Origin of the sequence: Methanoregula formicica SMSP (assembly GCF_000327485.1) — an archaeon.
Lineage (GTDB): Archaea > Halobacteriota > Methanomicrobia > Methanomicrobiales > Methanospirillaceae > Methanoregula > Methanoregula formicica.
In genome coordinates, this window is the sequence record NC_019943.1 from 2,448,940 (window position 1) to 2,468,372 (window position 19,433).

The following is a 19,433-nucleotide window of genomic DNA, read 5'->3' on the forward strand; positions in this document are numbered from 1 at the left end:
GTCCGACTGTGTAAATACTACCACAGTGAGACGGATTAATTCATCGTTTTGAATGACATGGTGCTGCAGATCCCAAAAGAGAGGAAAATAACACGTTTTCAAGTGGGCAGAGAACAATTTTCGGTGGATATAAACCCCAGCAAACCGATATACATACACTCGTCATGTTATAGCATAACAGGGTGCGAACAATGTTCTGGGATAAAAAAATCGAGACGCTGAAACCAACGGAACTCAAAGAACTCCAGCTCAAACGCTTGAAAAAGACACTGAACCAGGCACATAACGTAGGTTTTTACCAAAACCTCCTTGCCGGAGCCGGGATCAAACCAGCGTCCATAAAGACATTGGAGGATATACGAAAAATCCCGTTTACAAAGAAACAGGATCTCCGAAGCGGGTATCCTTTTGGTTTTTTTGCTGTCCCCATGAAGAAGATCGTGCGGATTCACACCACTTCGGGAACCACCGGGAAGCCCACGGTTGTGGGATATACCCGCAATGACCTGGATGCATGGTCAGACCTCATTGCCCGGAACATGACAATGGTCGGCATAACCGAGGATGATGTTTTCCAGAATATGGTGAATTACGGGATGTTCACAGGAGGCCTTGGTTTCCACTACGGCGCCGAGAAGATCGGGATGACCGTCATTCCCAGTGCAACCGGCAACACGAAACGCCAGATCGAGATGATCCAGGATTTTAACGTAACGACAATACACTGCACGCCCAGTTATGCCATGCACCTCTCTGAAGTTGCAGAGGAGATGGGAGCGGGTCTTGAAACCCTGAAGACGGCGATCTTTGGTGCGGAACCCTGGTCGGAAAGCACACGAAAGACCCTCGAGGACCGACTGGGCGTTACCGCATATGACTCTTATGGAATGAGTGAACTGTTCGGCCCGGGAGTTGCCTTCGAATGCCCCGAACGTGACGGCCTCCATATCTGGCATGACAGTTATCTGGTAGAGATCATTGATCCTCTCAATGGCGAACCTGTTGCCGATGGAGAACGTGGAGAACTGGTGGTTACTCCGCTTGTCAAGGAAGCCATGCCGCTACTCCGGTACCGGACAGGGGATGTCACCATGCTCATGGAAGACGGATGTCTCTGCAGGAGAGGGAAAAAGATCACGCGGATCACCGGGAGAAGCGACGATATGCTCGTTATCCGTGGCATTAATGTGTTCCCGTCCCAGATCGAGCATGTGCTCCTCGGGATTCCTGAGGTAGGCAATCAATTTATGGTCTATATCGACAGAATCAATCATCTGGATGAGATGACAGTCGACGTGGAGATCAACAGGGAACACTTCAGCGGAGAACTATCCGATCTTGCCCGGCTCCAGAAAAAAGTCGTCAAGGAGCTTCGGGATGCACTTGAGTTGCGTACAACAGTAAAACTGGTTGAACCGGGTTCCCTGCCACGGTTTGAAGGAAAAGCCAAAAGAGTTATTGATCGAAGAGAGGGATTGTAATGGCCTTATGGGATCCCCGTATTGAAGAGATGCCCCAAGAGGATCTCCGGAAAATGCAGTATAAACTGCTGAAAAGTCTTGCTTACCGATTGTACAGTTTTTCCCCGTTCTATCACGACCGGATGAAAGAGCAGAATGTCCATCCGGATGATATCCGCGAGCTTGCCGATGTGAAAAAACTCCCGTTCATGTTCAAGCGGGACCTCAGGGATAATTATCCCGACCGCATCTTTACCGCAACGCAGGACGAACTGGTCCGGTACCATGTCTCAAGCGGGACCACCGGGAAACCAACGGTTGTCGGGTACACGCAGAAGGATCTGGACCTGTGGACTACCTCGCTTGCACGGGGCTTGACATCCATCGGCCTTGGGCGGGGCGATGTCATCCAGGTCAGTTACGGGTACGGCCTCTTCACCGGAGGGCTCGGGATGCATTATGGGGCAGAACGGATCGGTGCAACGGTCCTGCCGACAAGTGTTGGTAATACCGAGCGCCAGATCGAACTGATGCAGGACCTGGGCGCAACGGCGATAGCCTGCACTCCCTCGTATCTCCTGCATATGGGCGAAGTTGCCGAGAAGATGGGCATGAGTATCCGGAAAGATACCCGGCTGCGAACGGGTATTCTTGGGGCAGAACCCTGGACCGAGAAGATGCGGGTCAGGATTGAGGACTGGCTCGGGATCAAGGCATATGATATCTATGGTACCAGTGAGTTGTCCGGTCCGATGTTCACTGAATGCAGCGAACAGAACGGATTCCATGTCTGGTCCGATCTTGCTCTCGTCGAAATTATCGATCCCAAGACAGAAGAGCCGCTGGAGCCAGGAGAGAGCGGGGAAGTCACCATCACCATCCTGCAGAAAGAAGCGCTCCCCATGATTCGCTACCGGATCGGGGATATCGCAGCAATGGACGATGCCGTCTGTGCCTGCGGAAGGACCAACCCGCGGATTCACCGGATCCAGGGCCGCGTCGATGACATGCTGATCATCCGGGGGATCAATGTCTTCCCCTCGCAGGTAGAACATGCACTGATGGCGATTCCCGAAGTCGGGCAGCACTTCCAGATCGTCGTAGAGCGGAAAGGCGCACTTGACGATATGCTTGTCAGGGTTGAACTGAAAAAGGAGTCATTCAGCGACAAGATAACGGACCTGATGAAGATCCGCCAGAATGTTGAACACCGGCTCAGGAACTCCCTGAACGTGAACGCCGATGTGGAGCTTGTCGAACCCGGCTCACTCCCGAGGTTTGAAGGAAAATCCAAGAAAGTTATTGATAAGAGGTCGTTATAACATGGACGCGAAAAAATACCTGATCAAACAGATCTCGATATTCTCGGAAAATCGCCCGGGCCGCCTCGCGGCTATCGCCCACGCCCTGGGAGAAGAGAAGGTGAACATTCTTGCATTCAGCATTGCTGAGGCAAATGGTTTTGGTGTTGTCAGGGCACTTGTGGATCACCCGCAGAAAGCCCATGATACGCTGCAGGCGCTCGGATTCAACATCGCATTCACTGACGTGATCGCGGTAAAGATGAAAGACCAGCCCGGCGGTCTCTACGAAGTCGCGAAGATTCTCGGGGATTCCGGGATCAACATTGAGTATTCGTACGCATACTCCGGGAAAGATGGCGCAGTCCTCATCCTCCGTGTCGATCAGGTTGAGGATGCAATAAAAAAGATCCAGCAGTCAGGTGCGACCCTGATCGAGAGATCGGTCTTTCACTGACCAGTCACTGTTATCTTTTTTCCCACTTTTCCAGATGCGCGATTTGAGCAAGAGTGCTTCCCCGCTGGATCTCTTCGCGGATTCGTTCTTCGGTTTTCCGGATCTCCAGTGCCCTCCGTGCCACCTCGTATGCCTGCTCTGCAGGGATCACGACAACCCCGCTCTCATCGCCAACAATCCAGTCACCGGGACGGACCCATTGCCCGCAACACCGGATCTCGGCATTGATCTCCCCCATTCCTTTGGGCTCTCCGGCATTGGGCACGGTCGATTTTGCAAAGACCGGATACTTCAACGCACGGATATCATCAACATCCCTGACTGCGCCATCGATGACTACACCTGAAATTCCTTTTTTTATGCAACTCAGGGTGGCAAGCTCCCCCCACGGGGCTACATGCGTCCCCCCATCGTTGTTGATGACGATGACATCCCCGGGCATTCCAACATCGATAGCCTCCACGGGTTTTGCCCAGTCACCGGCAAATGTCTGCACGGTGACAGCCTTTCCCACCAGTTTCACGGTACCGCAAATAGAGACGATCCCGTTCATTGCTCCTTTCCGGTGCATTGCATCGGTGATATTGGGCGCTGAAACCTGCATAAAAATGTCATGTGTCTCTTCCTCTTTCGACCTGCTGCGGCGGACATCCCCCCTCCCTGTGTTCATTCCGCGCCGGATCTCCTTTGTGGAACCCATCACATCAGCAGAACGCACAATATTGCCACCAACGATCACAATCTCCGCTCCGTTCCGGATAGCGTCACCAGCACCCGAAGCATCGATTCCCCCGGCAACTGCCAGGGGGATGTTAATCTGACCGGATAGTGTGGAGAGGAGGTTCAAGGACTCTTTTCCGGTCATCTGCTGATCAATGCCCACATGGGCGCAGATAATGTGGACGCCAAAAGATTCCAGTTGCTGAGCGCGGGCGAGAGGATCTGCCACGTTGATCAGGTCTGCCATGATCTTCACGCCATAGAGCCGAGCAGCCCGGACAGATTCAGCAATCACCGCGTCATCCGCATCCGCAAGGATCCCGATGACATCTGCGCCGGCTTTTGCCGCCATCTCCACCTCAAGAGCCCCGGTATCGGCCACTTTCATGTCTGCAACGATGACTGCATGAGGAAACTGCTGGCGCAATGTCCGGACAGCGTGCATGCCTTCGCTCTTGATGAGCGGGGTTCCTGCTTCGATCCAGTCAGCACCGCCTTCGACAGCTTCCTGCGCAATCTTCACAGCACGATCCAGATCGAGAAGGTCAAGCGCCACCTGCAGGATCCCATGGTTCATGACTAATGATCTGATGCGCCGGAGATTAAGCATTACCCGATCATGGGCGGATGCAAGTGAACAGGGTAGCAGTATTGTTTTATGCCGGGGATGCATTCCCCGTTCCTGCAATGAGGAACAAAACGGGTGTAATTATGGGTGTATAATAGTGCAAAAAAAGAGCGGGAATAAAGGACAATGCCCGGCTATTCCTTTTTGTATTGTTCAAAGAACACAAGTTTTTTCAAGGGTTTCTTTGGTGCAATCGTGACTTCGGCAGGAATACCGGCCGCAACAAGGGAGACGAGGGTATAGGTTTCCGGCACATTCAGTAATTTCCTGACAGGCTCTGCGTACTCTTTCTTGTCTCCCGCCACCCAGCATGACGAGATACCATAGGCCTGGAGGGCAAGGATCAGGTTCTCGGTTGCAGCGCAGCCATCCTCCAGGTAGTAGAGCTCCTTCCTTTCACAGAAAACGAAAAAGCATGCTGCACAATCAGCAATGAACGGCCCGTTCGCTGCAAGCCCGGCAATAGTCTTCAGCACATGTTTGTCGCGCACTACACCAAACAGCCATGGCTGGACATTCCGCGCCGTGGGTGCAAGGGCGGCGCATTCGAGAGCGTCCTGGATTGCCCGCTCATCGAGAGGATCCGGTTTGTATTTCCGGACACTGTGACGGGACTTTATCAGTGTGGTAACAACATTCATGCACCGGAATGGGAGACCCGGGTAATAAAAACTTACGAAGGAAAAATTAGTGCTTTTTCAGGAAGAGCGCAAGACAGGCACAAAGAGAAAGAACAACCAGTCCGGTCCCGAAACCAGGGGTATGGGTGGTCGGGACTGCAGGGACGGCCGCAGTTGCCGGCAGCGTCGTTGCTGCCGAGGATTCGGCCGTTGCTGTTGCGGCCGGGGTTGAGACGGTGGTGGGGGGAGGGCTTGTCGTAACTGCCGTGCTAACAGTCGGCGTCGGAGTCCGGGTTGTCGCCACTGGCGTTGATGTCGTCGGGTTCGTGACATATCCCTTGTTGCCGATGAGCGGGTTCTGGTCCTGGTTGAGAACCGTAACCGTTGAACTCACGGCTTTTCCGGTCTGGCCATAATTGTCTTTTATTGAATTGACATTGCATTCAACCCAGACAGAGTATGTGCCCGGAGGGTACATTGCCCGGTTGCTCGTGCCCCAGATAGCATTGGTATACTGGGGAGAGGTTGTCAACTGGTAATCCACCAGCGATGTGGTTTGTCCAGATTTACTCGTTAGTCCGCTGAACAATGTTCCGTCAGGGCCACGCACCTTGATGGTGACCGGAACAGAGTTCACGTTTGCCCGCTGGAGCATCTGGACAAAATTGGTATCAATCCTGAACCGGAGTTCGTCATCCGAGGGTACCCATTTGTTCGTAACGTCCGTGCTGACTGTCGTATCCTCGATCCGGATATCAATATAGGGGTCGGCAACCGTGAACGCTGTTCCGTTCGGCGTACTCGGACCGGAAAGATGGTACCAACTTCCGATATGTGTCTGGAAATCCGAAGGATAGATCGAGAAACTCCCCGGATTCGGGACAGAGATCGTCTTATCCGGTGAAGCGGACGCAATGGGGGCTCCGGATGCCCACCATCCCAGCGTTGAATCTCCATCCATTGCAGCACGGATGTCCAGTCCCTGCTCACCGATAAAGACGGTATTTCCGGCTGAGATCGTGCTGATCGCATCAGCTGCAGAAACCGGACAGAACATCAGGAAAAGCCCGGTTACCATGATGAAACACACTACTATGGAATTATCCGCCATTTTCATCCCTCTCTTCTCATCAGAGAGAAAGGTTGCCGGATAAGGATAAAGTGTTTATGGGTTATCGGCAATGATCCGGAGGAAATTTTCAAAAACGCGTTTCCCTTCAAAGGTATGGCTGACCTCGGGATGCCACTGGAGCCCGAAAACCGGTTTTTCCAAATGGGCAATCGCCTCGTGGTTGCAGATAGACGATTGTGCGAGAACACAAAAATCCTCCGGCACCCGGGATACTTCATCGGCATGGGATGCCCAGACATTCATCGTTTTAGGATATCCCGCGAGGATCTCGCTGTCCCGGCAAACCTCAATCTCGACCGGGCCGTACCCGCCGCTCTGGCCGGTTGTCACGGTTCCCCCGTATTTCCTGGCAATGATGTGAAGCCCAAGACATATTCCCAGTACCGGTATTCCCAGGTCGAGATACTGCTCACAGTTCCCGGCACGTTCGATCGATGGTCCCCCACCAAGGATGACCCCCCGACAGTCCGCCCCTACATCGGCAGCCGGAGTGGTATTGGGGATCAGGGCCACATCAATGCCAAGATCCCGCAGACCTCGGTGAATAAGGTGGTTGAACTGCCCATGGTTATTCACAACATAAATGGGAAGCATTGCTGTACTCATTTTTTTCTTGAATCGTATAAGCCTGCTTAGCTGCAGACATGTGCAGCAGATAAAATTTTTTCCCGGATCACTTCTTCGGAGTGGCCCATAAGATAGGCAAGATACATTGCTCCCCCGGCACCAAATCCTTCCTTAACCTCCCCGATACAGTACCGTGCAAGGCCGGGATGTCCAAGATCCCCGAACCCGGGATCGACATAATACACCGGGCAACCGATCCGGTCAGCAAGATCCGTAACATTCGCAGTCGGATCATCTCGAACATAAGAAGTCGTGACAACGACCGGGGGTTTCTGGCCGAGTGCCTTTGCCAGTGCTGCTACCGATAACATCTGGGTACCACCCGCAAGGAGGAGGGTTCCGGTATATGCTTGTATCATTCCTGCAGCCACTGGCATCATGGGATCTCCAGTATACCGGACAATGTCAAGGGGGTCTGTTATGTTATCGGATGAGATCCGTGCAAGCGCTTTTGAACAGATCTCTTCTTTTATCGATACGGGGTTTTCAACAAAACTGCTGCTTACCGATGCCTCATATCCCAATGCCCGCAAAACACAGAGTGCCGTTGTGGTTCCCCCCGGCACACATTCTGCAACAACAAGGAGATCGCATGCCTGCGAAAGAATTTTTCCGAGCGTCTCTCCGCGGCTGAAGAGCGCCCGCGCTTCCGGAACGGCATCCCGGATACGGGGATCATCTCCAACCTTACCGTAAAGATCGTAGCAGGGAACCGTCGGAGTATGCCGCAGGCCTGCGTTAACAAAGAAGGGCTGGAGCCTGCAGAGGGAGATCATCGCCCGTGTTATGGTAGATGGAGTGGGACAGCCGGTCGGGGTATCCGGCTTGAAGGGATGGCTGGAAACTTTTCCGGTTGCTATCAGCTCTGCATCAAGAACCGGGGTCAGGAGTGTTTTTTCGGGACTCGGACCGGCACCCGAAACCCCGGGAACCGTGGATAGTAAGGTGTTTGCAAGAATGCCACAAAAAAATGGTTTTTTAAACCGTATGGGAATTGTTCCGGAGATAAACGCCATGATACTCAGAGCAACTGATTTCTCATTAAAAACCATTGAATTTATCGCTGGCGGGATAATCCACAATGGTATAATACCCTTGTCATCACAACACCTAATGACATGTTTGAGATCGAACAACGGCTCCAGAAACTGGGCATCACTATCGATGACATGGTCTCTGCGGCAATGGGTTTGTATGTCTCCCATGGGATACCGGATGACCAGGCAGCCATGGAGATTAAGAAAAAGATAAAAAAATACCTTGCAGATCCCAACGTTGCGTCCCTGCTTCTTGGTGCAATCCTTCTTGAGGACGAACTGTACACGAAACGGAAAAATTCCGAGATCGCTGACGACCCCATTTTCCTGCTCAGCGATGAGATCCTTGGCATGGCAATCGCAGAATGCATCGGGGGCACGTATGCGAGGTTTGAGTTTACCCGGTACGACCAGAAAAAGCCGGGTATCCTTGCACACCTCGGGCCGTTCCTTGATGATGCAATCGCCGGCCTGATCGCCGGGTGCACATCACGGCTCTATTCCGAATCATTATGAAGACACTCCGGTCCCTGCTCCAGTTCACCACAACACTTCCTCTCGGAAAACCGCAGGATCTCGAACATTTCGCCAGACACTCTTATCTTTACCCGATTGCCGGTTATATAATCGGTGCCCTGGTTGCTCTGCCGGTGTTTTTCATCACGAATACCACGATTGCCGCGGCAGTTGCAGTCGCACTTCTCATCCTTGTTACCGGGGCCCACCATTTCGATGGCCTGATGGATTTTGGCGACGGACTGATGGCACACGGGGATAAGGAAAAACGGATCCGTGCACTGACCGACAGGAACGTGGGTGCCGGTGCGGTTGCCCTCGCACTCATCATTACACTACTCCTCTTCGCAGGCCTTCAGGAATCCGCTTCACTCATCTCCGCGATAATAATCGGGGAGGTCTGTGGCAAATTCTCTATGGCATTCCTGACTGCGTACGGCACACCGTTCCATGAAGGCATGCAGAGTTATCTTCACGGGTATTCGCAGCCATATTTCCCGGCAATTTCTTTCCTGCTCTGCCTGCCGCTTCTCCTTCTTCCGGTTGATCCGATAAAAATATTCGGAGCGTTTCTCCTGATGATCATCTGCCCGGCGCTGCTGCTCGCAGTATCCCGCCGGCTTTTCGGTGGCGTGAACGGGGATGTTGTCGGTGCGTCCAATGAGATCACGCGGGCACTGGTAGTTGTTGGGATTGCACTAATCTAATCCCTATGCGGGATCCGGACCCGATACGAAATTCTCACTCTTTTCATCCGGACCATCCTACCCCTCTCACATCCCTGACTTTCACCTCCCATTAGCGTACATTAGCGTTTTACAGCGCCACGCAAATCGTCCCGTTCAGCGCGAATTCGAAGGAGCAAGCGTGTTTCCGGATCGCTGAGTAAAACTGCATCCGTTTTTGCAGAAATTGATCAAAAAATAGGATATCGAAGCCCGCTACGAGCCCGGATTCCCTCATCCATAAACTTCCTGAACAGAGAGATTATGATGGTCAGAAAGGTTTTTAAAAAAATTCAACGGGGAACTTATTCCGGAAAAAGAGAACCGATGAACATCCATGCAGGGATTTTCGAATATGGATTGATTTTTGGATTAGAACATTCCCAGAAAACCATGGTTCCCATCATCATCGCACTCAATCCCCGAACCATCCCGTACCAGGGTATTGAACATCATTGCAGCGTTCATGAGATTGTCATCCGATGCAACTCCCCTGCGGACATCACTCAGAGCTTGCTGTTGGGGTGTTGGAACAATCCGGTTCCCCGCCTTTATCCCTTTACAGTGCCGGCAATACGCGCATCGGCTGTACACGGAGAGATCTCCATCGGCACAGGCAACAGTCACGCGGTTTTTTTTCTCATCACGCTGGAATGGCAATGACTTCATGACAAGTGATCTTTTTCGATCTGATATGATGCTGCCGATGTAATTATCACCATCGTAAATAAGGTCGGCCAATCGAAATATTTTAAATAGTTGGGTCTCATATAAGTAATACTCGCATAACCAGACTGTAAGCGGACAGTCTCTATGTTTTGGAGGATCACATAAATGGCATCTGACAAACCTCACATGAATCTGGCCGTTATCGGCCACATCGACCACGGAAAGTCAACCACCGTCGGACGGATGATGTTCGAGACCGGCGCTGTACCGGCCCACATCATTGAAGGGTACCGCAAGGAGGCTGAGACCAAGGGTAAGGCAACCTTTGAGTTTGCATGGGTTATGGACAACCTCAAGGAAGAGCGTGAGAGAGGTATCACCATCGATATCGCTCACAAGAGGTTCGACACCCCCAAGTACTACTTCACCGTTGTGGACTGCCCCGGGCACAGGGACTTCGTCAAGAACATGATCACCGGTGCATCTCAGGCTGATGCAGCAGTTCTCGTTGTCGCAGCTCCTGATGGTGTCATGGAGCAGACCAAGGAGCACGTTTTCCTCTCAAGAACCCTTGGCATTACCCAGATCATCATCGCCGTCAACAAGATGGACGCTGTCAAGTACGACGAGAAGCGGTTCAACGAAGTCAAGAAGGATCTCTCCGATCTCATCAAGATGGTCGGTTACAAGCCCGAAGAAACCCTTTTCATCCCGATCAGTTCCCTGCAGGGCGTAAACTTCAAAGCCAACAGCCCCGAGACTCCCTGGTACAAGGGCCCGGCACTCATTCCGGCACTCGACACCTTCAAGGAGCCCGACAAACCGACCGACAAGCCCTTCCGGCTCCCGATCCAGGATGTGTACAGCATCAGCGGTATCGGCACTGTTCCGGTCGGCCGCGTTGAGACCGGTATCATGAAGAAGGGAATGAAGGTCAGCTTCATGCCCGCCAACAAGGATGGGGAAATCAAGTCCATCGAGATGCATCACGAAGAGATCCCGCAGGCACTCCCTGGCGACAACGTAGGGTTCAACGTCCGCGGTATCGGCAAGGGCGACATCCGCCGCGGCGATGTTTGCGGCCCTGTTGAAGCACCCCCGACCGTTGCAGATGAATTCACTGCACAGATCGTCGTGCTCCAGCACCCGAGCGCACTGACCGTCGGTTACACTCCGGTCTTCCACTGCCACACCACCCAGACAGCCTGCACATTCATCGAGCTCAAGAAGAAACTCGACCCCCGCTCCGGCCAGACCAAGGAAGAGAACCCGACCTTCCTCAAATCCGGTGACGCAGCCATTGTCGTCATCAAGCCCACAAAGCCGATGGTCATTGAGAACGTCAAGGAACTCCCGCAGCTCGGCAGGTTCGCCGTCCGCGATATGGGTTCAACGATCGCCGCCGGTATGTGCATCGCAATCCAGCCAAAACAGATGAGATAAATTTTTTTGGTGGGGATCATGCAGAAAGCCAGAATTCGCCTGACAGGAACCGACTTTCAGAAAGTAGAGATGGTCTGTGACAGGATAAGGGAGATCGCAGAACGCACAGGTGTTAATCTGGCCGGCCCGATACCGCTCCCGACCAAAAGACTGGTCGTACCAATCCGCAAGAGCCCTGATGGAGAGGGGACCGCAACATGGGACCGCTGGCAGCTGCGTGTCCACAAACGCCTTATTGATATCGATGCGGATGAGCGTGCTCTTCGCCAGCTGATGCGCATCCAGGTGCCAAAGGATATCGGCATTGAGATTGTCTTAGAGAGTTGAAGGTGCGGCGTGCAGCAGGCCGCTCTTTTTTCTCAAAGACTCAAAACTCTTTTTACCTTCGAGCGAATTTTTCTCTTACTTCTGATTATCGCATTTGTTCTCCGGTTCTTGCTGCTTGACTTCAAGCTGTTGCACCATGACGAGGCAATCCATTCATGGTTCTCGTACCAGCTGCTGACAGAGAGTACCTGGGCATATGATCCGAGTTACCATGGCCCGTTCCTCTATTTCGTCACAGCAGGGATGTTCTCGGCTTTCGGGGCTTCCGACCTCGTGGCAAGGCTGCTCCCGTCATTGTTCGGTCTCCTGTTAATCCCGCTCGTTTACAGTATTTACCGGCTGGGATATATCAGCAAAAACCAGACATTGCTCGCCAGCCTGTTCATCGCCATATCTCCCGATATGGTCTATTTTTCCCGGTTCCTCCGGCATGACATTTTCATGCTGTTCTTTACCTTTCTGCTCGTTGTCGCATTATTCTATTATTTCGAGCGGAAACAATCACGGTTTGCCATCATCGCCGCGATAGCAACAGCGGGTGCCCTCTGCTGCAAGGAGGAGATGCCGATCCTTCTGATCATTATCGGATCGTTCTTCTTCATCACACTCTGGCAGGGGCGTTTCTCACTCCCGGCACCGTGGAAAAAGGATCTTGTCATCTGCATTCTACTCGTGATTGCACTCTGCTGCACGCTTTATACGGGATTCGGCGGACACCCGGACACAATCATCGGGAAGGATACTGTCCTTTCCCCCGCCGGATTCCATTTCGACATGAAAACCACGGGATGGTATCAGGCCGTTGAGCACTGGACAGACATGCACAAGCAGCAGCGCCTTGGCGGGCCCTGGTTTTATTATATTCCCCTGAACCTGCTCTATGAACTGCCGATCTTCATTCTGGCACTCATCGGCACGATCCAGATCCTCATTTCCGGCACGACCCTGTCCGTCGTTTACCGGCGCTTGAAAAATGTCCTGCGGTTGCGCCGGTTCACGCTGACAGTAGAGGATCTTGCCCAGGTAAGCAGCCGTCAGCTGAAAGCAGCACAGGCAACGACTCCTAAATCCGATACGTTCTTCCGGTTTAGTGTCTGGTGGATGATCCTGACCATGGCATTCTATGCCTATGTCGGGGAGAAAGTTCCCTGGCTCATCATCCCCCAGTTGCTCCCGATGTGTTTTGTTGCCGTATACAAACTGAACTGGCAGAAGACTGTTATTGCCCTTGTCGGGTGCATATTCCTTTGCCTAATGGTATGGCATGTTGCCTTTGTTCCCGCGGATATCAATGAACCCATTGTCCAAGTCCAGAATTCCGAAGAAATGCGTGATGTCATGCGGATCATGGAACAGTCAGATACGATTGTGATTGCGTCCAAGGATTACTGGCCGCTTCCCTGGTATTTCCGCGATACCTGGAACGATAAGATCACCTTATACAGTACAGTCCCGGAGGAATCAGTACTGACCGAAGACAACGCCCAGGTTATCATCCTCCATGACGCAGAAAGCCTGCCTTCCATCAGCGGGTACGAGAAGGAAACCCACAAGTTATCCTATTGGTTCTCCATCTATGACAACAACAAGCGTCTGCCCGAATACTATCTCCTCCGTGACGGAAAGATGGGCAGTATCAACATTGACGTGTTTACGCTTCGAAACTTTTGAAAACTCAATTCGTTTTTTCGGTGTAGTTAATTTTCTTCAAATGTCCTTTAAGGGATCCTGCCATTTTCTCAAGACAACAACCGTTTCATAAACAGGATCCATTCCCCCTTGAGCCTCTTTGTGGTTCAGGAGAAACAAAACGATGAGAATACTACTCTGGAGAAAACCTGTGTGGGATAATGTTAGTTAGGGATGGAGCCACGGGTGCTCGGGGTCTGCCGACCCTCGCCCCGCGAAGAATCCTTCGGATTCTTCTGCGTCCTCGGATCCTGTTGGACCATTCGGACTCCCCCTCTGGGGATCGACCGTAGGGAGGTCGCAGAATGCCACAGGTCATCAGACCTGCGGCAGGAGAAAGTCGGTGACCTTCTCCTGAACGCATCAGCGTTCTTCGAGGAGAGTGGGAGTCACATTCGTTATTCCACCGAGTGCGTTGTGAGAAGGATATCTCCAGAGAGCCAGAATAACCATTGACATTTTTCGAAAGATCCAGTTCGAAGAAACTTGCAGCTTTTTCTCATACCTCATCTGTGATGAGATTCGATAAGAAAATTATACTTTTCTTCTAGGAATAGATCGAACACTCACGGTAGCACTTTGTGAATCACAGAGTCCTAGTGACGCAGGCATTAGCTCAATTACAAAAAAAGTGTCAGGAAAAAAGGAAGTATCTGGAATTATCCGAGTTCATCCCAGCTGGAACGCCTGCGGTAAATGATTACCCCGACAACAACAAGGACTACCACAATTATGCCGATGATAAGGAAAATCCCGCCCGGTAATTTAATATTACTCGGCAGAATGTTCGGGAACTGGAACCCGGATGACAATTGTTTCTGGCGTACCAGGGCATCGGTATAGGACTCATTTGCTTTGGCGAATGCTTCAGCAGCCTTGGTCCGGGCCTGCTGGTAGTTCCCGCTGTTGATCGCATCATTCGCATTGGAGAGATACGTTACCGCCGATTCACGTTTTGCAACAATTGCTGATAATTGCGTATCGCTTGCGGTACTCTGGTTGCCCTTGAACCATGCAATAACACCATCAACCCGGTCGATGGGAACCTGCGCACTCGCAACTTCCATCTCAGCCCACGCAAGTTCGACTGCGGTGTTACCTGCATCAATGGATGTCTGGGCAGAGGTCAGGTCTGCAATCGCCTCGGTATATTGCGTTGCGGGCCGGGACGATGCGGTTGAGATCTTCGACTGTGCATCGTTAAAGTATGCCTCGGCGGAAGATGTGTCAACGCCCATGGCACTTTTCTCATCGATCTGTGCCTGGAGTGCCTGAAGGTTGGAGTTCTTCTCCGAGACCTGCTTTGATACATCACCCGTGTTTATGACAAGGGCTGTCTTGGTAACAGCGGAACTTGCCACGGTATTCCCGTTCGAGTCCACTTCTTTTACATTGAGGATGGTCTTTTCCGAGGTGGCGTCAACACTCGGGGCAGTCCCCTTGAGGGTTACACGGATAACCTCACTCACATCGGAAGGATAGGATAGTTCAAAGCCGCTTAATTCCAGCGTCTTTCCCCCGACAGGATTACGGGGATTTTCCACATCGTTCAGAAGGATTGTGTAACTCCATGAAGGATCTTTAAGATCCGTGGTCATCACAAGGTCGCTACCTTCGGGGAATGTCAGACTCGATGATGCTGAAAACCCGATCTTAAAGGAAGCAGTGACTGTTGTACCCGGTGTAAGCGAACCGGAAGGTTCGATCGTCATTCCTTCAACTGAGAATGCCGATACCGCGGGAATGCAAAAAAACAAAGCAACTACTGCAAGGATAATTATTTTTGTTACCTTCATCATCAACCTCATCAACCTCACTCAAACAAGGGATCAATCCCTTCTTCAAACATACTCGTTTTTTTCTCCTTTGACTTTATAACATCTTCTTTTGTTTCCTTGGCGATATCAAGGAGTTCCTTTATCCTGGGCGCATTGCCAACGGTTGCCAGCATGACAACAGCGGCAACGTATTCGCTATTGACCGGGTAGTCGCCGCCACGAACTTCGACACCGGCAATATTCTCTTCCACCCAGCTCTTCGCTTTCTCCACGCCCTTTCTGTCCATCTCATCCGGAGGGCCGGCAAGGAGGACCAGCGCCCGCTCGGCAGTGGAATAATCGCAGGGAAGAGTCAGCCGTCCAAGCATTGCCCGCCGGACCAGGGCGACGATCTTTGCAGACCTGTCTTCGCCCAGCAGAACCTCCTCATTTGCTTCCCTCTTTGCCCCGAACTTGTCTTTTAAGCCCCCGAGAAATCCCTTCCTCTCCTTGGTGGTCTTGCTCTGCACCTCGCTTATCGCATAACCGACAGAGGTGATACCCCCGCCCCGGAGGGTGTTGATGATCTCGCTGGAATCAACGACCATCTCGCCAACGCCCATCCTGCCGACTTCTCCGGCACGGAAGAGGACACCAAACCTTCTCACAACCTCGTTGTTCAGGCGCTGGAACGCGGTCTTGACACTCTCGCCCTCGTTTTTCCAGGCGCTGTTATCGAAAATGAATGTATTGTCCGCTTCATTCACAAGAGTTGTCAGGCTTCTTGCCGCATTGTAGGAGTAAAGCCTGCCTTCTTCCGGTGCAGGGATGATACCAAGAGCATATACCGGTTCGCGGTAAATCCGCTTGAGGTGGCGTGCGAGGACCGGGGAACCCCCGGAGCCCGTCCCTCCACCAAGTCCCGCCACGATGACAAAGGCATCCACATCATGAGTGCCCCTGCTGTCGATGGCGCTGATGATGCTGTCGATCTCATCTGCGGTAACCCGGGCCCCGGTCACGTTGTCGGTGCCTACCCCATGACCCTTGACCATCGTCTGGCCAATAAGAATCCGGTCCCTCAGTTCGATATTTTTCAGTCCCATCAGGTCGGTTCTGGCAGTATTGACGGCAATACCCCTGAAACTGTTTGCACCGAGCTTCTTGTCCTGCTCGATGAACATATCAACAATTTTGCCGCCCGCCTGGCCAAATCCTATGAAAAATACCCGCATCCGGTGACACCATCCAATGGGCTAACAGATAACTAATTTCTTTTAATTCTTTTAAGTCCTTTTGCTGATATGAACCTTTTATTTCGGCAGTTCAAAAACTTTGTTATGAGATTACGAGGTAATTGGACGAAATCCGGCGCTTTATCCGGAGCCTTTTTCATTTCGCCCCCAAAAGTACTATAGATTGCCAGCCATGAAGATCGGCATTATCGGGGGGGGATTGACCGGCCTTGTTGCAGCGGACGCTCTTGCCGGAGACCACGAGATCCATCTTTTCGAGAAACTGCCCTATCTCGGGGGATGCCTCTCTTCCTATAACATGAACGATTACTGGATCGAGCGGTATTATCATCACTGCTTTGCCACCGATACTGCATTGTTCTCACTTATGGATCGGCTCGGCCTTTCAAAAAAGCTGGAATGGATCACCGGAACGAGCGGGTATTATGCAAGGGGCAGGATTTTTCCGCTCAACACGCCAGGGCAGATCCTCACCTACCCGGAACTCACTCTCATCGATAAGGCAAAACTGGCCTTGCTTACCGTTAAGGCAAAAAAAATCGATCTTGCCGGGCTGGACTCTGTCCCTGCAGATCAGTATATCATCGAGAACCTGGGTTCCAATCTCTATTCGTCATTTTTCGAGCCACTGCTGAAAAGCAAATTCGGCGACAGGAGAAACGAGGTCTCGGCCGCATGGCTCATCAGCCGTATTGCCATCCGATCGAACCGCGGCATTTCCGGGGAGAGACTGGGCTACCTGAACGGGGGATTCCACCAGATAATCTCAGCACTCGAATCTTCCATAACGGCAAAAGGCGGACTGATCCAGAAGCAGGTTCCGGCTGCATCCCTCGAAAAACAGGGGGATAGATGGACGCTTAATGGCATTCCCTTCGATGCGATCGTCTCAACAATACCCCCTCATGAACTGGAACGGATGGGCGGGCCGGCTCTCCCGCATATCCCCTACCAGGGTGCTGCCTGCATGACCCTTGCCCTGGATCGCCAGGTTACAGAAGGAGTCTACTGGCTCAATATGAAAGATTCAGCGCCGTATGGCGCTGTCGTCTCGCATACAAACTTCATCCCGAAAGAACGCTACGGAGAGCACATCGTCTACCTTGCCTCCTATTTCTCCGGGACAGTCCCCCACCAGCACGATGAACGGATGCTCGCAGACTTCTGCAGGAGATTTGCTGTCCCCGAACGGGAGATCCACTGGCACCGGATGGCTGTCGACCCGTGGGCCGGGCCAGTCTATACAGTGGGGTACCGGAGCCTCCTGCCGGCATACGAGCAGTCAGGGCTCTTCATGGCAGGAATGTTTTCCCGGACGAACTATCCCGAACGGAGCATGGAGGGATCGGTGCGGGCGGGTCTTGAGGTTGCGGAGTGCATCAGGAGAAGGACCCATGGCACCACCTGAAGTCACAGCAATCATCCCGGTCTACAATGACCGGGAATCCCTTGAGAGGGCCCTTCCCGCATCTGTCGGAATTCTCTCAACTATTTCCCCCTCTTTTGAGATCATTGTGGCGGAGGACGGGAGCACCGATGGGAGTGCAGCGATCGTTGAAGCATTCAGCAGGACGGAGTCACGGGTCCGGCTCCTCCACAGCGATAAGAGGCAGGGGCGAGGCAGGGCACTCAACCGTGCAATACGGGAAGCTCAGGGATCGATTGTCTGCTATTTTGATGTTGATCTTGCAACGGATATGCAGCACCTTCCGGAACTAATAGGGGCGATACGCGATGGCTATGACATGGCAACAGGATCAAGGCTCATGCCGGACAGTGACATTGTCCGGACAGGGGGCCGGGAAATCGCGAGCCGTTCCTACAATTTCCTCGTGCGGTTGTTCTTATCCAGCACAATCTTCGACCACCAGTGCGGGTTCAAGGCATTCAACCGGGAACGCATCCTGACCATCATCCCGACTGTCCGTGACACCCACTGGTTCTGGGACACGGAGCTCCTTGTGAGGGGCCAGCGGAAGGGTTTCCGCGTAAAGGAATTTGCAGTCCGCTGGCGGGCAGGCAAAGGGACAACCGTAAAGGCTAAAGATATTTTTTCGATGGGCAGGGCGATCCTCCGGTTATGGTGGCAGATCCATGTATCGAAAGATTAGCGCCATCGTCGTCCCGACACTGTTTGCTGCGGGCATCATCGGGTACATGCTGTATAGTGTGTGGGATGATCTGCTTGTTGCACTCCAGCACATCATACCGGAGTTTCTCCTCCTTGGAATCGCCATCTGCCTTGTGGCATGGGTCCTTCGCGGGTGGAGGTACCGGAAAATCCTTGCCGGCCTGAACTACTCCGTGAAGATGACGGTTTCCATGGCATGCATCTTCGTCAGCCAGACGGTCAACCTTGTCGTGCCTGCACGGCTCGGTGACTTTATCCGCGTCTTCATCCTGAAACACGAGTACAACACGACCTATTCTGAAGGCGTCTCATCGATTGTCGTGGAACGGATCTTTGATATTTTCACCGTTGCCCTGCTTGGGGCTATCTCGATCTTCTTTGTCATCAATGCACCGTCATGGTTCCTGACACTCATCATCGTCCCGCTTGTTGCCGGGGTGGCATTCTTCGCGTTCCTGGTCGTTGTCGGCAGGTTCTCTTCCGGGAATAAGTACATTGCCATCATCCTCAACATGCTCCACGAGATCAAACGGGCCTCGCTCACCCCCCGGTCTATCGTGCTGCTCGGGTCCTCATCCATTGTCATCTGGCTCCTCGACATCCTTGTCTGTTATGCGGTTGTCATGATGTTTGAACAGCAGATCCCCTTTGCTGTTGTCGTGCTTGCTGTCGTCATCGGGAACCTCGTAAAAGCAGTCCCGCTTACGCCCGGGGGAATGGGGACGTACGAACTCGCCCTTGCCCTGACATTCGGGCTCGCCGGAGTGAGCCCGGCTGTTGCAACACTGATTGCGGTCATCGATCACCTGATCAAGAACCTTGTAACCCTGATTGGGGGGATAATTTCGATTTACTATCTCGGGGACTGGGTCATTCCCAGTATCAAAGAGGCAATCAACACAAAGTTCAACGGGGGTAAGAGACCTGACGGCTCCTGA

Annotated in this window: 19 protein-coding genes; 12 read left to right on the top strand and 7 right to left on the bottom strand. The window is 52.5% G+C overall.

Annotated elements, in window-relative coordinates; genetic code table 11:
- Window positions 1–191 precede the first annotated feature (191 nt).
- From METFOR_RS12195 to METFOR_RS12205, 3 genes are read left to right on the top strand one after another with little or no spacing between them, the layout of a single operon-like run.
- Complete coding sequence (locus METFOR_RS12195) at window positions 192–1,481, top strand: phenylacetate--CoA ligase family protein (RefSeq protein WP_015286456.1); 1,290 nt, start codon at window positions 192–194, stop codon at window positions 1,479–1,481.
- The gene (locus METFOR_RS12200; RefSeq protein ID WP_015286457.1) at window positions 1,481–2,782 is read left to right on the top strand and encodes a phenylacetate--CoA ligase family protein; all 1,302 of its coding nucleotides are present in this window, start codon (window positions 1,481–1,483) and stop codon (window positions 2,780–2,782) included. The genes METFOR_RS12195 and METFOR_RS12200 overlap by 1 nt, the downstream gene beginning before the upstream one ends.
- 1 nt (window position 2,783) lies before the next feature.
- Window positions 2,784–3,218, top strand: coding sequence for an ACT domain-containing protein (locus METFOR_RS12205; protein WP_015286458.1), 435 nt, complete (start codon window positions 2,784–2,786; stop codon window positions 3,216–3,218).
- A gap of 10 nt (window positions 3,219–3,228) precedes the next feature.
- Here the strand turns inward: METFOR_RS12205 and hxlA are convergent, their stop codons facing one another.
- The 5 genes from hxlA to cobT form a co-directional block, all read right to left on the bottom strand.
- On the bottom strand, window positions 3,229–4,515 hold the full coding sequence (hxlA, locus tag METFOR_RS12210) for a 3-hexulose-6-phosphate synthase (RefSeq protein ID WP_048110991.1): 1,287 nt from the start codon (window positions 4,513–4,515) through the stop codon (window positions 3,229–3,231).
- Between the two features lie 185 nt (window positions 4,516–4,700).
- The gene (locus tag METFOR_RS12215; protein WP_015286460.1) at window positions 4,701–5,207 is read right to left on the bottom strand and encodes a nitroreductase family protein; all 507 of its coding nucleotides are present in this window, start codon (window positions 5,205–5,207) and stop codon (window positions 4,701–4,703) included.
- Window positions 5,208–5,253: 46 nt separating this feature from the next.
- Window positions 5,254–6,264 carry a DUF3821 domain-containing protein gene (locus METFOR_RS12220; protein WP_158491387.1) on the bottom strand — a complete coding sequence of 337 codons (1,011 nt, stop codon included), beginning with the start codon at window positions 6,262–6,264 and terminating at the stop codon, window positions 5,254–5,256.
- 87 nt (window positions 6,265–6,351) lie between these two features.
- Window positions 6,352–6,912: a GMP synthase subunit A gene (locus METFOR_RS12225; protein ID WP_015286462.1), complete on the bottom strand. Its 561-nt coding sequence runs from the start codon at window positions 6,910–6,912 to the stop codon at window positions 6,352–6,354.
- A 38-nt stretch (window positions 6,913–6,950) separates the two neighbouring features.
- Complete coding sequence (cobT, locus tag METFOR_RS12230) at window positions 6,951–7,961, bottom strand: nicotinate mononucleotide-dependent phosphoribosyltransferase CobT (RefSeq protein ID WP_015286463.1); 1,011 nt, start codon at window positions 7,959–7,961, stop codon at window positions 6,951–6,953.
- Window positions 7,962–8,063: 102 nt separating this feature from the next.
- On the opposite strand from cobT, the gene METFOR_RS12235 reads away from it, so the two are divergent.
- From METFOR_RS12235 to METFOR_RS12260, 6 genes are all read left to right on the top strand, one after another.
- Window positions 8,064–8,498 (top strand): phosphatidylglycerophosphatase A, encoded by a 435-nt coding sequence (locus METFOR_RS12235; protein ID WP_015286464.1) that lies wholly within the window; start codon window positions 8,064–8,066, stop codon window positions 8,496–8,498.
- Window positions 8,495–9,205: an adenosylcobinamide-GDP ribazoletransferase gene (gene cobS, locus METFOR_RS12240; protein ID WP_015286465.1), complete on the top strand. Its 711-nt coding sequence runs from the start codon at window positions 8,495–8,497 to the stop codon at window positions 9,203–9,205. Before METFOR_RS12235 ends, cobS begins: the two co-directional genes overlap by 4 nt.
- 282 nt (window positions 9,206–9,487) lie before the next feature.
- Window positions 9,488–9,886, top strand: a complete 399-nt coding sequence (locus METFOR_RS15670) for a hypothetical protein (RefSeq protein WP_048110992.1) — start codon at window positions 9,488–9,490, stop codon at window positions 9,884–9,886.
- Between the two features lie 171 nt (window positions 9,887–10,057).
- Window positions 10,058–11,335, top strand: a complete 1,278-nt coding sequence (gene tuf, locus METFOR_RS12250) for a translation elongation factor EF-1 subunit alpha (protein ID WP_015286468.1) — start codon at window positions 10,058–10,060, stop codon at window positions 11,333–11,335.
- An 18-nt stretch (window positions 11,336–11,353) separates the two neighbouring features.
- Window positions 11,354–11,662 carry a 30S ribosomal protein S10 gene (gene rpsJ / locus METFOR_RS12255; RefSeq protein ID WP_015286469.1) on the top strand — a complete coding sequence of 103 codons (309 nt, stop codon included), beginning with the start codon at window positions 11,354–11,356 and terminating at the stop codon, window positions 11,660–11,662.
- Window positions 11,663–11,671: 9 nt separating this feature from the next.
- Window positions 11,672–13,333 (top strand): flippase activity-associated protein Agl23, encoded by a 1,662-nt coding sequence (locus METFOR_RS12260; RefSeq protein WP_015286470.1) that lies wholly within the window; start codon window positions 11,672–11,674, stop codon window positions 13,331–13,333.
- A 677-nt stretch (window positions 13,334–14,010) separates the two neighbouring features.
- On the opposite strand, the gene METFOR_RS12265 is transcribed toward METFOR_RS12260, so the two are convergent.
- The gene (locus tag METFOR_RS12265) at window positions 14,011–15,063 is read right to left on the bottom strand and encodes a hypothetical protein (RefSeq protein ID WP_048110993.1); all 1,053 of its coding nucleotides are present in this window, start codon (window positions 15,061–15,063) and stop codon (window positions 14,011–14,013) included.
- A gap of 101 nt (window positions 15,064–15,164) precedes the next feature.
- Window positions 15,165–16,343, bottom strand: coding sequence for a tubulin/FtsZ family protein (locus METFOR_RS12270; protein ID WP_015286472.1), 1,179 nt, complete (start codon window positions 16,341–16,343; stop codon window positions 15,165–15,167).
- A gap of 193 nt (window positions 16,344–16,536) precedes the next feature.
- Between METFOR_RS12270 and METFOR_RS12275 the strand changes: the two genes are divergently transcribed.
- The 3 genes from METFOR_RS12275 to METFOR_RS12285 are packed head-to-tail and all read left to right on the top strand — an operon-like array spanning window position 16,537 to window position 19,433.
- Entirely contained in the window at window positions 16,537–17,772 is a 1,236-nt protein-coding gene (locus tag METFOR_RS12275) for an NAD(P)/FAD-dependent oxidoreductase (RefSeq protein WP_015286473.1), read from the top strand.
- Window positions 17,759–18,475, top strand: coding sequence for a dolichyl-phosphate beta-glucosyltransferase (locus METFOR_RS12280; protein ID WP_015286474.1), 717 nt, complete (start codon window positions 17,759–17,761; stop codon window positions 18,473–18,475). Before METFOR_RS12275 ends, METFOR_RS12280 begins: the two co-directional genes overlap by 14 nt.
- Window positions 18,459–19,433: a lysylphosphatidylglycerol synthase transmembrane domain-containing protein gene (locus METFOR_RS12285; RefSeq protein WP_015286475.1), complete on the top strand. Its 975-nt coding sequence runs from the start codon at window positions 18,459–18,461 to the stop codon at window positions 19,431–19,433. Before METFOR_RS12280 ends, METFOR_RS12285 begins: the two co-directional genes overlap by 17 nt.